This window comes from Spinactinospora alkalitolerans (genome assembly GCF_013408795.1).
GTDB classification, from domain to species: Bacteria; Actinomycetota; Actinomycetes; order Streptosporangiales; family Streptosporangiaceae; genus Spinactinospora; species Spinactinospora alkalitolerans.
The window spans coordinates 6,354,386-6,367,373 of sequence record NZ_JACCCC010000001.1; the positions used below are offsets into that span (position 1 = coordinate 6,354,386).

Genomic DNA, 12,988 nt, shown 5'->3' on the forward strand with positions numbered 1-12,988 from the left:
CCGCCGACGACTTGTGCGCACCGCGACAGCCGATCTCCTCCCTGTGCGAACCGACCGCCGAACATGGCTGAACGGCCGGGAGTGGCGCCGGTCACACCCCCATCCGACCGGGCCCGCGGCCGCCGTTAGACTCGGACGCCGACCCCACCCCGTCTCCCCAGCTCACCGGAGTGTGTTTTCCAGATGGACATCCACGTCGTCGACCATCCGCTCGTCGCGCACAAGCTCACGACTCTGCGCGACGTGCGTACCGACTCTCCGACGTTCCGGCGGCTGACCGACGAGCTGGTCACCCTGCTCGCCTACGAGGCGACCCGGGACGTCCGGGTGGCCGATGTCACCGTGCAGACGCCTCTGGCCCCCGCTCCCGGCGTGCAGCTCACCCGGCCCACGCCGCTGGTGATCCCCATCCTGCGCGCCGGCCTGGGCATGCTCGACGGCATGACGCGGCTGCTCCCGACGGCCGAGGTCGGCTTCCTCGGCATGGCCCGCGACGAGCGGACCCTGCAGCCGGCGACCTACGCCGACCGCCTCCCCCAGGACCTGTCCGGGCGCCAGTGCTACGTGCTCGACCCGATGCTGGCCACCGGCGGCACGCTGGCGGCTTCGCTGAAGCTGCTGGTCGACCGCGGCGCCGACCACGTCACCGCGATCTGCCTGCTCGCCGCGCCCGAGGGCCTGGATTCGGTCAAGGCCAAACTGGTCGAGACGCTGGGCGACGAGCACAACGCGCTGCTGCGCGTGGTCACGGCGGCCGTCGACGAGCGGCTGAACGAGAACGGGTTCATCATGCCGGGGCTGGGCGACGCCGGGGACCGGCTCTACGGCTGCGTGTGACCGCGGGCGTCCGGCGCGCACGGTCCGGCCGCGGCCGCGCGCTCTTTTAAAGAAAAGTACATATAGGTGGTTTCGTCCGCCCGAAACCGGGAACCCTCTACTTCTCACCATAGGACACTTCGGTAACAAATACGCTTCGACCTGGCGTTTTTTGTATTAGCCGAATTCCACTCAAGGCGGAGACGTGGCACATTAGGGTTGTCCCACTTGCCAACCCCTGACCCGGGAACAGCACCAGACCCCGACCGCAGCACCGACCCCTGACCCCCCTCCCAGCACAGACACCCACCCTCACCTGCCCAAACTCCATTCCCTTACTGAGTCCCCCGACCCCTGTGGCGGTCACACGTTGCAGACGGCCGGGCACGGAGCGCCATCGATCACCCCTAACCCCTCAAGGAGTGACATGACCGAAAAGGCAGCCGCCGCCCCACGCGAGTTCACCCCCGTCATCCGTCGGCTCAGCGCCGAGTTCGACGGCGTCCACCCGGAGCCGACCATCTCCAGATGCGTGGACGCGGCCCGGCACGGGGCCCAGGACGTGACCGGCAGGGCGACGCCGGACCTCGTCGAGCGGATCGCCCGCCAGCACCTCAAGGTCCTGGCCCTGGCCTTCGCGGAGCGACGCTGACCGGCGCCCGCCCGCGACCGGACCCCCGAGGTGACCAGCACCACATCGGCCGCGAACTGGAACGCCACGCCGGTAACCGGTATCTGCCTTTACGGGCTTGCTTCGCGATGTAACAATCACCTTGGGTTAGTGGGTCAGCAGCTTCTTGGGGAGTCGGTCATGGCGAAGTTGAAGAAATGGCTGGGGTATGGCCTCGTTGCCTTTGTCGCCTTCTATCTGCTCACTCAGCCCGAATCCGCCGCAGGCGTGATCCAGACCGGGCTCAACGGGTTGATGGGCGCCGCTGATTCACTGTCCCGCTTCGTCAACGCCCTGGCCGTTTAGGGGGCCGACGTGCCAATGAGGCTGGTAACCCCGGGCGATGCCGCGCCGGCATCGGTCAACCGCTACCTGCTGCCGCACGAGCAGCAGGTCATCACCATGCGTCGGCATCCGGCCATCCTGATGGGGCCGGTGGCGATGGTGCTCGGCAGCCTCATCTTCGCCGGCATTCTGAGCAACACCGCGATCGCTGGGAGCTCCACCGTACTGGCCGTCATCTGGTGGGCCTGGCTGCTGATCCTCGTCTGGTTCGTGTGGAAGGTCGCGGAGTGGTCGGTGGACTACTTCGTCATCACCTCGGCGCGGCTGCTGGCCACGAGCGGGCTGATCACCCGGCAGGTCAACATGATGCCGCTGGGCAAGGTCACGGACATGCGCTTCGAGCGCTCCATCGTGGGGCGCATGGTCGGCTACGGCACCTTCGTCATGGAGTCCGCCGGTCAGGACCAGGCTCTGAGCAGGATCAACTACGTTCCCTACCCCGAGCAGCTCTACCTCGAGGTCGTCGGGTTGATCTTCCCTGGCAAGGAGGACGCGGCCTAGCCGCGCACCGCCAGCGACACGAAGCGTCCGCCGTCGGCGGGCGCTTCTTTCTTGGTTGCCCGCTTCTTGGTTGCCCGCTTCGCTGCCGCCCCTCCACGTCTCCTCCGCATCCTCCCTGCGCCCCCGTGTTCCCTCAGACACATGCCGGTATATCCAAGTTGACTTCAAGGTGAACGGAAGGTTAACTATAGTCCTCAGTAAGCTGAACGAGGAGGTGTCGCCATGGCCCGGAAGGTGAGCGAGGCGTCGCTGTCCACCGCCCGTCCGGTCTCGACGCGCCGTCGGCGTCGTCCTTCCGTCGCCCGCACCCGCGGCACCGCCCCGATGGGGATGACGCTGCCGCAGCCGCGCGAGACCGAGGAGACCGCCGCACCCGCCCGCCCGCTACTGCGCTGGGTGCTGACCACCGATGACAACGGCCGCACGCGCCCCGAGGCGCGCTGGCAGTAACGCGATCGCGCATCGCGCCGTGGGGCGGCCGGTCACCGAGGTGACCGGCCGCCCCACGGCTGTGCACGTCGAAACCGCCGGTGGTCGCATTGGGGGCGCGCCGACCGTTGGCTCCGCTGCGTCCTCCGATGGGATCGAGCGCCCGGATCACCATGAACCGCATCGAGTTCCGACTACTGCGCTCGCGGGTCGGGGTGAGACGTCCAAGGCTCGGACCTGCTGTGCCGTCGGCGCTACGCGCACTGCGACAGCCGACCCCCTGTGCGAACCCGACCGTCGAGCACCAGGCAGCCGCCAGGCAGCCTTACCCATCTCCCCATGACCATCCGATGGTCTGAGCGCCCGCCCCCGCCGGAATCAAGGCCGAGACCGACGAGAAGAGCCGGTAAACGAGCACTCTCGTGCGCGCCCGGCAGCGGACAAGGCCGCACAGCAGGTCTTCGGCTGCGGCCGGCTCGGGTAGGCACCGTCGGAGACGGACAAACCGACCCGTTGGTATGGCGCGTTCTCCCGGACGTTTGTAGGCTGCTGGGCACGCTCGGCCACCGCGCCACCGGCCGGCCCGCCCCGACAACCCGAACCCGTTCCGCACCAGGAGTCCGCCATGCAGGTCCTGCGCACACCCGACGACCGGTTCACCGATCTCCCCGGGTTCCCCTTCGCGCCGCACTACGCCGAGGTCGGCGACGGCGACGGCGGCACCCTCCGCATGCACCACCTGGACGAGGGCCCGCGCGACGGCGACGTCGTCGTGCTCCTGCACGGCGAGCCCTCCTGGTGCTACCTGTACCGCTCGATGATCCCGCCCCTGATCGACGCCGGATTCCGGTGCGTCGCCCCCGACCTCGTCGGATTCGGCCGCTCCGACAAACCCACCGAACAGGACGACTACACCTACGCCGCGCACGTGTCCTGGCTGCGGAGCCTGCTCCTCGACCGGCTCGACCTGCGCGGGATCACCCTGTTCGGCCAGGACTGGGGCGGGCTCATCGGGCTGCGGATGCTCGCGGAGGCGCCGGACCGCTTCGCCCGCGCCGTGGTCGCCAACACCGGCCTGCCCACCGGGGACCACCCGCCGACGGAGGCGTTCCTGAAGTGGCAGCGGTTCGCCCGGCAGACGCCCGACTTCCAGATCGGGCGCCTGATCAACGGAAGCGTCCGGAGCGACCTGCCGCCCGAGGTGGTCGCCGCCTACGACGCGCCCTTCCCCGACGCCTCCTACACCGCAGGCGCGCGGGTCTTCCCCTCCCTGGTCCCCACCGCCCCCGACGACCCGGCGTCGGCCGACAACCGGCGCGCCTGGGAGGTGCTGAAGGAGTGGGACAAGCCCCTCCTCACCGCGTTCAGCGACGGCGACCCCATCACCGCGGGCGGTGAGCGCCCCTTCCAGAAGCTCGTTCCCGGCGCGCAGGACCAGCCGCACGCGACCATCGAGGACGCCGGCCACTTCCTGCAGGAGGACGCCGGCCCCGAGCTCGCCCGGATCATCGCCGACCTGGTCCGCCGCACCCGGTGAGCTGAAGGGCGTGCACATCGCCGTGCCGCCGTGTCACCTCGACGACACGGCGGCACGGCGACATGTCGCGGAGTCGACACGGCGCCTCCGCCGGTCGACCCCCTCCCGGCCGGCACCGGGTCCCTGAATCCGGCGGGCGCCCCGGACCCCGGCGCCGGCGGACACCTCCGGGTCGGCCTTTTCTTGCTACGGTTCCGGTTGTCCTTTCGCGCCGGCGCCCGTCGCCGCGCGCGCGGTTCCATCCCCCCGATCCGCGAAAGCCGCCCATGCGACTCGTTCCGTCATCCCCCGTCTCCTGGTCCGTCGCTGCCGTCGGCGTCGCCGTCGCGGCCGGCGCACTGTTCGTCGGCTGCGACGTGCTCCCCGACGACGCCGCGGAGGGACCCGCCGCGGGGGAGGCGACACCGCTGCCGGAGCCCAGCGCCGAGGAGGCCCCCTTCGCCGTACCGGCCTCGTGCGCCGACATCGGCGCGGCCGAACTCGTCGGTGACCTGGCGCCGGAGGGCGCCGCGCTCGAAGAGGAGGCGGGAGGGGTCGAGGACGTCCCCGACTCCGAACAGCTGTCCTGCACCTGGGTCGGCGGCACCGAGCCCGGCGGCGAGTCGGTCGCGCTCGTCTTCACGGTGAACGCCGACCCCGGCGACCGGGCCGCGGTGGTCCGGCCGGCCGGCGCGCAGGAGGAGATGGACTGGGAGGTCGACGTCGATGTCAACGTCGACACCTACCGGACCGACCGGACCGACGAGCTCGGCGGGGAGCTGAAGCTCGTCTCGACCGTCGAGGGCTCCAACCGGCACCTCCACCTGTCGCTCCCCGGCGACCTGCACGTCTCGGTCTTCACGGTCTCCTCGGAGGCCACCAAGGAGGAGATGGAGCAGGTGGTCCTCGCCGCCGCACAGGAGGCCGGCGCCTGACAGGCCGCCGGAGGCCGTGGTCACCGCGGTGGCCGGGTGGCGGCCCTCACGGCGATCTTGACCTTGCGGGACCTGAAAACGTTGCGATAACCCCCCACAAGGTCACGATCGCCGAAAGTGCTGCGGCGCACCGACCACCCGACGCGGCTTCTGCGAACCTCAGTACCGGCCCGCTTCGGTCGGGGAGGCCTCGGATGCGGCCGCGCCGTCCCATTCCTCGGCGACCAGGGACAGCAGGGCTTCGCGGTCCGCGCCCGCGCGGCGGGCGCACTGGACCAGGGCGCGGGCCGGTGTCCGGAGGTCGGGCGCGGCCGCATCGGGCCCGGTCGCCGCACCCGGCTCAGGGGGCGCGGCCCGCTGTGCGGGCGGGGGCGCGACGAAGGTCCCCCTGCTTCCGCGGCTGCGGAGCAGGCCCTCCTGCTCCGGCTCGCGGTAGGCGCGCGCCACGGTGTTGGGCGCCAGCCCCAGGTCGACAGCCGTTCGTGGAAGCGCCGCCCCGGGACGACCGTGGCCGCCGCGCCGGCATAGGCGGCGGCCAGCACGAGCAGCACCACGCTCAGGCCGTTCGCGACGCCGCTCATGGGGTCCTCGGGCCGGCCGCCGCCGACCCCCGTCCCGACGGTGGCGACCACGCCCGCCGCGGCGGCGATCGCGACGACGGCGGCTCCGGCGCTGAACACCGCGGGCACCAGCGCGGGTGCGGCACCGCCCGCCCGGATCGCGTCGCGCGGTCGCGACCGCGCCGGAACAGGCGTGTCCCCGGGGCTTCCCCGTCCGGCACCATTGACGGGACGGTTCAACGAAGGGAGCCCTGATGATCGGTCGCCTGTCCTCGGTGGTCCTCGACTGCCCCGACCCGCACGCGCTGGCGCGGTTCTACTGCGAGGTGCTCGGGGTGCCGATCACCGGCGTCGACGGCGGATGGGTCGACATCGGCGACGCCACCACCGGACGCATCAGCTTCCAGCACGCACCGGACCACGTGCCGCCGCGGTGGCCGGACCCGCGGCATCCGCAGCAGATCCACCTGGACATCCGGGTCGACGACATCGACGAGGCCGAACCGAAGGTGCTCGCCCTCGGCGCCACCCTGCTCTCCGCCACCGAGCCCCGCTTCCGCGTCTACGCCGACCCGGCCGGGCACCCCTTCTGCCTGGAGTGGGAGTAGGACGGCGGTGCGGCGCGTCCGGGTGGGCTACAGTACTCCGCCATGACCGAACCGTCCTTTCTGCGCACCACCCGGACGTTCTACGACGCCGTGGCCGCCGACTACGCCGATCACTTCCGAGACGAACTGGCGGCCAAGCCGCTGGACCGGGCGGTGCTCGCCGGATTCGCCGAACTCGTTCGGGACGCCGGCGCCGGCCCGGTCGCCGACCTCGGGTGCGGCCCGGGCCGCGTGACGGCGCACCTGCACGCCCTGGGGCTGTCCGCGTTCGGGGTCGACCTGTCGCCGCGGATGGTCGCGCTGGCCCGGCGGGCGCACCCGGACCTGCGGTTCGACGAGGGCTCGATGACGGCTCTGGACCTGCCGGACGGCGCCCTCGGCGGCATCGCGGCCTGGTACTCCATCATCCACACCCCGCAGGAGCATCTGCCGGAGGTCTTCGCCGAGTTCGACCGGGTCCTGGCCCCGGGCGGCCACCTGCTGCTCGCCTTCCAGGTCGGCGACGAGCCGCTGCACCTGGCACGGCCGTTCGGCCACGCGGTGTCGCTCGACTTCCACCGGCGGCGGCCGGACCGCGTCGCCGAGCTGCTGCGCCGGGCCGGGCTGGACGTGCGCGCCCGGCTGCTGCGCGAGCCCGACGAGGGGGAAGGGGTGGAGAGGACGCAGCAGGCCTACCTGCTGGCCCGCAAACCGGCCGACGGCGGCCGGCCATGACGCGCGGCGGCCCCGCCCGTCGTGCGCCGGAGCGGGGCGCCGGTGCCGACGACGGCGGGAGACCGGCACCCCGTCCCGCTCACGCCCCGACGGGGATCTCCGGGAGCTCGCCGAAGGGACCGGCCCGCAGGGTCAGTTCCTCGACGTCGGCCGGCGGGGCGGGGAACACCGCCACGAGCTCGTAGGTGTTGCCGGGCTGCAGCTCGTGCACCTCTTCGGCGAAGCCGCTGTAGGTGCCGCCGCCGAAGTTCATCTGCGCGACGTAGCGCACCAGACCGGTCTCGGGCTCCAGGAGCTGGAACCCGCCCAGGGTTCCCTTGCTGAACCTCTCCGGCCCGCCCTGCTGCAGCGAGTCCAGCCCGCCCATGTCCGGGTCGACCGGCTCATCGGAGGTGTTGGTCAGCGCCACGCTCCCGATCACGTAGGAGCCGTCCCTGCGCAGCGGGTACACCTCCAGCCGCACGCCGTCCCGCTCCGCCTCGGCGACGACGTCGCCGCTGTCGTCGGTGAACGGCGCCGGCCAGCCGACGGTGCGCTCCGCGACGCCCAGCCCGCCGTCATCGGACTCCTCCTCCGGTTCGGCGGCGCCGCCGAGTCCGTAGGCGAACTCCACCCTCCGGTTGCGGGAGCGCGCCTGCTCGTCATCGGGTCCGCCCTCCCGTGCCACCGGCTCGGTGCTGCCGCGCCCCTCCACCACGAACGTGTGGCCGGAGCCGATCTCCTCGGCCAGCAGGTCCCGCACCGTCTCGGCGCGCCGGACGGAGAGCCTCTCGTTGTAGGCGTCACCGCCCACACCGTCGGTGTGGCCGATGACGGTGATCTCCGGGTTGTCCGGATCGACGTTGCGCGCCAGTGTCTCCGCCGCCTGGCGCACGACCTCATCGGCCTCGTCGGTGAGGTCGGACTCGTCGAACTCGAACATCACATCGGAGTGCAGCGAGATCGTCTCCGTGTCGCCGTCGCGCGTGATCGAGGCGATCTCGGAGTCGACGAAGCTCTCCACCCAGCCCTCGCCCGCCGCGGCGCCGTCGTCGGGCCGGCGGTTCTCGAATGTGAGGTCGCGCCCCGCGGGCGGCGGATCGGAGGGGGAGAGGTGATCGGCGCCGTTGGGATCCTCCGGGTCCGGCCGCTCCTCGTCGACGTCCTGGATCGGGATGCCCGTCATGGCCCCCAGCCCGCTGCCGATGAAGGTCACCTGCCGCACCTCCTCGGGGATGGGCGGGAAGTACCTGCGGTATTCGTTGGCGACCCCGTCGTGCACCGGATACAGCCCGGGAGGGCCGGGGCTGACCGAGCCGTACTTCAGCCCCTCGTCGTCGTGGTACTGGCGGTAGACCCGGCCGGTGATCGGGTCGACGAGGGTGTGCGCCATGCTGAGGTTGCGGTTGCTGCCCGCGAACTCGTCGAGGTACTCCACCTCGTAGTACATGACCGTGTGGTCGGGGGTGCGCTCCAGCCCGGTGATCGAGAAGCGCATCGTCGCGTCCTGACCGGTGTCCTGGAAGATGCGCCCCTCCTTGGTGTAGGGGAACTCCTCCTCGACCGGAGGCGGCCCCTCCTCACCGAACCACTGCGCCCAGGGGCCGGGGTCATCGGTGATGCCGCAGCCGCTGAGGAGCAGGCTGCCCGATGCCAGCAGCGCGATCACGGATATGGGCGTCGTCCGCGCCATAGGGGGAAACTCCGATCGTCGGGGGGAACGGTGCCGGAGACATCCTCCAGTACGCGCGGACCGGATGGCGAAACCGCGCGGGCGGCCTCCGCCGCACCGCCGCCCTCCGCCGGACGGCCTATGGGCCGGCCTCCTGGAGCCGCGACCGCACTCGGGGCCGCTCGAACAGCAGCCGGAGGGCCAGCACGCCGAACCAGCCGAGGCCGATGCCCAGACTGATCCGCTGCCACAGGCCGTGGTAGGTGCCCGTCTGCGTGCCGTCGTCGAGGGCCGCGCAGACCGCGAAGGTCACGGGAACCAGGACCGCGGTGGCGACGCTCGACCGCTCCCGATCGGCCCCCGGCTAAAAGACCTGCTCCGCGCTGCGCGGCGCAGGCGGCGAACGGCGCGGACCCCTGCCGGCCCCGCGCCGGTGGACGGGTGAGGAGCGGCGGTCGGCCGACCGCTTCAGGCGGATGCGCCGGTGGTCGACGAGCCGATCGCCCTGCCGAGGCATGCTGCTCGCCCTCCGGCAGGCACCGGGCCGCGCGCACCATGCGCAGCGCCGTGACGAGCCGCCCCCGGTCCTCGTCGGTGCCGAGGTCCCCATGGAGGCGGGCAGCACCGCGCCCGGCGCCGTGCGGTCGGCGCGGACGTGGAGACCGGAGAGCAGGCCCGTGAGGAGGGCGTCGGCGTCCCGCCCTCGCTCTCGGCCCGTATGCCCCGGACGCACAGCCGGACGGCGGGTTCCGGCCGAGGGGGGGCGGTGTCGGCCTGTCGACCTGTCACCCGGGCGCCATGTCGACGAAGCGGCTGTAGTGCCCCTGGAACGCCACGGTCACCGTGGCCGTGGGCCCGTTGCGGTGCTTGGCCACGATCAGGTCCGCCTCCCCCGCCCGCGGCGACTCCTTCTCGTGCACGTCCTCGCGGTAGAGCAGGATGACCATGTCCGCATCCTGCTCGATCGAGCCCGATTCGCGTAGATCGCTAACCTGGGGCTTCTTGTCCGTTCTCTGCTCAGGGCCGCGGTTGAGCTGGGAGAGGGCGATGACCGGGACCTCGAGTTCCTTGGCGAGGAGCTTGAGGGACCGCGACATCTCCGAGACCTCCTGCTGGCGGCTCTCCACCCGGCCGGGGGAGCTCATCAGCTGGAGGTAGTCGACGATGACCAGCTTGAGGTCCTGCTGCTGCTTGAGTCGGCGGCACTTCGCCCGGATCTCCATCATCGACATGTTCGGGGAGTCGTCGATGAACAGCGGCGCGCTGGCGACCTCGCCCATGCGGCGGGCCAGCCGCGTCCAGTCGTCGTCGGTCATGAGCCCGGACCGCATGGTGTGCAGCGGCACCCGGGCCTCGGCCGACAGCAGCCGCATGACGATCTCGTTGCGCCCCATCTCCAGACTGAAGAAGGCCGACGTCAACTGGTGCTTGATCGACGCGGCCCGCGCGAAGTCCAAGGCGAGGGTGGAGTTGTGCGTCGGGATCATCGACCGCGTCGCGAGGTACAGGCGGTCCGGATGGTCGATCTGCACGCACCGCACCGGAACGCTTCCCACCGGCCGGACGTCGGTGATGCGGCAGGCTCCGACATGGGGTTTCTCGTCGGGGACCCGAGCCGCGAGTTCCCGCGTCGTCGGTATGTCGGTGGAGGACGCGGGGTCGGTTCCGACCGGCCACCGGTGCTCGGCGTCGGCTGTGACGGTGGTGCCGTCGTCGAAGGCGAGTTCGTAGCAGGGGCGGTCGGTCATGACGTCGGTGGCCGCGACCACGCGGGTGGGGGTGCCGTCGGCGGCGAGGAGTTCGTCGCCGACCCGGACCTCGCCCATGGTGGTCCAGCCGCCGGGGGTGGGCAGCGGGGTGTCCAGGGCCAGGGCCTTGCCCACTGCGGGACGGGCCGCGATGATGACCATTTGGCCGGGGTGCAGGCCGTTGGAGAGGGCGTCGAAGTCGGTGAAGCCGGTGGGGACGCCGGTCATCGAGCCGTCGTGGGCGGAGATCGCCTCGATCTCGTCCAGGGCCCCCGGCATGATCTCGCTGAGGGGGAGGTAGTCCTCCCCCGCGCGCTTCTCGGCGACCCGGTAGACCTCGGCCTGGGCCCGATCGACCAGGTCGTCGACCTCGCCGTCGCCCGCGTAGCCGATCTGGGCGATGCGGGTGCCCACCTCGACCAGGCGGCGCAGGACGGCGCGGTCGGCCACGATGCGGGCGTAGTAGCCGGCGTTGGCCGCGGTCGGGACGGCCTCGGTGAGGGTGTGCAGATAGGGCGCGCCGCCCACGCGGGTGATCTCGCCGCGCTTGGTGAGCTCGGCGTTGACCGAGACCGCGTCGACCGGCTCGCCGCGCGAGAAGAGGTCGATGACGGTGTCGTAGACGGTCTGGTGCGCCGGGCGGTAGAAGTCGGCCGAGCGCACGATCTCGACCACCTGGCTGATGGCCTCCTTGGAGAGCAGCATGCCGCCCAGCACGCACTGCTCGGCCATGATGTCGTGTGGTGGCGTGCGTTCGAAGCCGCCCTCCTCCTGCGGATGCTCGCCAACACTCATGGCGTCTCCCCCACGGTCTCTCCCCCTGCGACTGACAACGTGCTCGAGTTTGGATTGTCCTCGCCGGTGGTGACAGTCCGCAAAGCGACCTGTGGACGAGCCTGGGGAGATCCTGTGGATGAACGGGCGGTTTCTGCGGACAGCTTGTGCACAACACCTGTGGATAACTTTTCCCCCACCTACCTACACGCGGTATGAGCTGCGGAGACACTATGCACCGGCTGTGTGTGAAAGAAAGTACACGGCCAACTTTCCACAAGTTATCCACAGGGCTTGCCGGGTCCGGTGGATAACCGCGGCCATCCTCTCGAACACCTGACCGGTAACGTTGCAGGGTCATGCCCAAACCCCTGTCGGCACCGCCCTTCCGCCACGCCCACGACCGCGAGATCTTCCGCCTCGCCGTCCCGACGTTCTTCGCCCTCGTGTCGGAACCCCTGTTCCTGCTCACCGACTCCGCCGTCGTCGGGCGGCTGGGCACCGAGGCGCTCGGCGGGCTCGGAGTGGCGAGCCAGGTCCTCATGACCCTGGCCAACCTGTGCATCTTCCTCGCCTACGGCACCACCTCGGCGGTCGCCCGGCGGTTCGGCGCCGGCGACGTCGGTTCGGGCATCCGCAACGGCGTCGACGGGCTGTGGCTCGCGGTGCTGATCGGCATCGGGGTCATCGCCGTGGGGTGGCCGCTGTCGCCCTGGCTGGTGAGCGCGCTCGGCGCGTCGGCGGACATCACCCCCCATGCGCTCACCTACCTGCGGATCAGCCTGCTCAGCACGCCGGCGCTGCTCGTCATCATGGCCGGGACCGGGGTGCTGCGCGGCCTGCAGAACGCGCGGACCCCGCTCGTCGTGGCCGTCGCGTCGAACCTGGCCAACATCGTGCTGTGCGTGACGTTCGTGCTGGGCCTGGGCTGGGGCATCGCCGGCTCGGCCTGGGCGACGGTGATCGCGCAGACCGCCGGCGCGGCGGTCTACGTGGCGATCGTGGTGCGCGCCGCCCGGCGGCACGGCGTCTCCCTGGCCCCCAGCGCGAGCGGCCTCAGGTCCTCGGTCGCGGCCGGCTTCGCGCTGTTCGTGCGCACGGTCTCCCTGCGGGTGGTGCTGGTGGTCACCACGGCGGTGGCGGCCCGGCTGGGCGACCCCGAGATCGCGGCGCACCAGGTCGCGTTCCAACTGTGGTCGCTGCTGGTGTTCGCGATGGACGCCATCGCCATCGCCGGGCAGGCGATCATCGGGCGCCACCTGGGCTCCTCCGATGTCCCCGGGGCCAGGGCGGCGACCCGGCGGATGGTCGAGTGGGGCGTCATGGCCGGGCTGCTGTTCGCCGCCGTCGTGCTGCTGGTGCGCCCCTGGGCGCCGCTCCTGTTCACCGCCGACCCCGAGGTCTCGGACCTCATCCTGGGCGCACTGCTCGTCGTGGCCGCCCTGCAGCCGGTCAGCGGCGTGGTGATGGTCCTCGACGGCATCCTCATGGGCGCCGGGGACCAGCGCTACCTGGCGTGGGCCAGTTTCTGGACGATGCTGGCCCACCTGCCGTTCGCGGCGCTGGTGCTGTGGGCGACGCCGGAGGACTCGACGTTCGGCCTGATGGGGCTCTGGCTGGCCTTCGGGGTGTGGATGCTGGCCCGCGGCCTGACACTGGGCCTGCGGGCCAGCGGACGCGCCTGGCTGGTGACGGGCGCCACGCGTCCCTGACGCCCGCTC

14 protein-coding genes are annotated in these 12,988 nt (G+C 71.4%); 10 read left to right on the top strand and 4 right to left on the bottom strand.

The window, feature by feature from the left end; translation table 11 throughout:
• Nucleotides 1–183 precede the first annotated feature (183 nt).
• The 7 genes from upp (at nucleotide 184) to HDA32_RS28540 (ending at nucleotide 5,212) form a co-directional block, all read left to right on the top strand.
• Nucleotides 184–837 (top strand): uracil phosphoribosyltransferase, encoded by a 654-nt coding sequence (gene upp, locus HDA32_RS28510; protein WP_179646088.1) that lies wholly within the window; start codon nucleotides 184–186, stop codon nucleotides 835–837.
• A 406-nt stretch (nucleotides 838–1,243) separates the two neighbouring features.
• Complete coding sequence (locus tag HDA32_RS28515; RefSeq protein WP_179646089.1) at nucleotides 1,244–1,468, top strand: three-helix bundle dimerization domain-containing protein; 225 nt, start codon at nucleotides 1,244–1,246, stop codon at nucleotides 1,466–1,468.
• 159 nt (nucleotides 1,469–1,627) lie between these two features.
• A complete protein-coding gene (locus tag HDA32_RS28520) occupies nucleotides 1,628–1,792 on the top strand; it encodes a hypothetical protein (RefSeq protein ID WP_179646090.1) in 165 nt (54 codons plus the stop codon).
• Between the two features lie 15 nt (nucleotides 1,793–1,807).
• The gene (locus tag HDA32_RS28525) at nucleotides 1,808–2,332 is read left to right on the top strand and encodes a PH domain-containing protein (protein ID WP_179646091.1); all 525 of its coding nucleotides are present in this window, start codon (nucleotides 1,808–1,810) and stop codon (nucleotides 2,330–2,332) included.
• A gap of 222 nt (nucleotides 2,333–2,554) precedes the next feature.
• Complete coding sequence (locus HDA32_RS28530) at nucleotides 2,555–2,782, top strand: hypothetical protein (protein ID WP_179646092.1); 228 nt, start codon at nucleotides 2,555–2,557, stop codon at nucleotides 2,780–2,782.
• A 604-nt stretch (nucleotides 2,783–3,386) separates the two neighbouring features.
• The gene (locus tag HDA32_RS28535) at nucleotides 3,387–4,298 is read left to right on the top strand and encodes a haloalkane dehalogenase (RefSeq protein ID WP_179646093.1); all 912 of its coding nucleotides are present in this window, start codon (nucleotides 3,387–3,389) and stop codon (nucleotides 4,296–4,298) included.
• 266 nt (nucleotides 4,299–4,564) lie between these two features.
• Nucleotides 4,565–5,212 carry a hypothetical protein gene (locus HDA32_RS28540; protein ID WP_179646094.1) on the top strand — a complete coding sequence of 216 codons (648 nt, stop codon included), beginning with the start codon at nucleotides 4,565–4,567 and terminating at the stop codon, nucleotides 5,210–5,212.
• Nucleotides 5,213–5,371: 159 nt separating this feature from the next.
• Here HDA32_RS28540 and HDA32_RS28545 read toward each other — a convergent pair whose 3' ends face one another.
• Nucleotides 5,372–5,659 (bottom strand): GntR family transcriptional regulator, encoded by a 288-nt coding sequence (locus HDA32_RS28545; protein WP_179646095.1) that lies wholly within the window; start codon nucleotides 5,657–5,659, stop codon nucleotides 5,372–5,374.
• A gap of 367 nt (nucleotides 5,660–6,026) precedes the next feature.
• On the opposite strand from HDA32_RS28545, the gene HDA32_RS28550 reads away from it, so the two are divergent.
• Both HDA32_RS28550 and HDA32_RS28555 read left to right on the top strand, forming a co-directional pair.
• Complete coding sequence (locus HDA32_RS28550; RefSeq protein WP_179646096.1) at nucleotides 6,027–6,380, top strand: VOC family protein; 354 nt, start codon at nucleotides 6,027–6,029, stop codon at nucleotides 6,378–6,380.
• Between the two features lie 42 nt (nucleotides 6,381–6,422).
• Nucleotides 6,423–7,094: a class I SAM-dependent DNA methyltransferase gene (locus HDA32_RS28555; RefSeq protein ID WP_179646097.1), complete on the top strand. Its 672-nt coding sequence runs from the start codon at nucleotides 6,423–6,425 to the stop codon at nucleotides 7,092–7,094.
• A 79-nt stretch (nucleotides 7,095–7,173) separates the two neighbouring features.
• Here the strand turns inward: HDA32_RS28555 and HDA32_RS28560 are convergent, their stop codons facing one another.
• The 3 genes from HDA32_RS28560 to dnaB form a co-directional block, all read right to left on the bottom strand.
• Nucleotides 7,174–8,766 carry an OmpA family protein gene (locus HDA32_RS28560; RefSeq protein ID WP_179646098.1) on the bottom strand — a complete coding sequence of 531 codons (1,593 nt, stop codon included), beginning with the start codon at nucleotides 8,764–8,766 and terminating at the stop codon, nucleotides 7,174–7,176.
• Nucleotides 8,767–8,884: 118 nt separating this feature from the next.
• Nucleotides 8,885–9,058 (bottom strand): hypothetical protein, encoded by a 174-nt coding sequence (locus HDA32_RS28565; RefSeq protein WP_179646099.1) that lies wholly within the window; start codon nucleotides 9,056–9,058, stop codon nucleotides 8,885–8,887.
• 472 nt (nucleotides 9,059–9,530) lie between these two features.
• A complete protein-coding gene (gene dnaB / locus HDA32_RS28570) occupies nucleotides 9,531–11,288 on the bottom strand; it encodes a replicative DNA helicase (protein ID WP_179646100.1) in 1,758 nt (585 codons plus the stop codon).
• Nucleotides 11,289–11,626: 338 nt separating this feature from the next.
• Here dnaB and HDA32_RS28575 point away from each other — a divergent pair, with 338 nt between their 5' ends.
• On the top strand, nucleotides 11,627–12,979 hold the full coding sequence (locus HDA32_RS28575; RefSeq protein ID WP_179646101.1) for an MATE family efflux transporter: 1,353 nt from the start codon (nucleotides 11,627–11,629) through the stop codon (nucleotides 12,977–12,979).
• The last annotated feature ends 9 nt before the right edge of the window (nucleotides 12,980–12,988 follow it).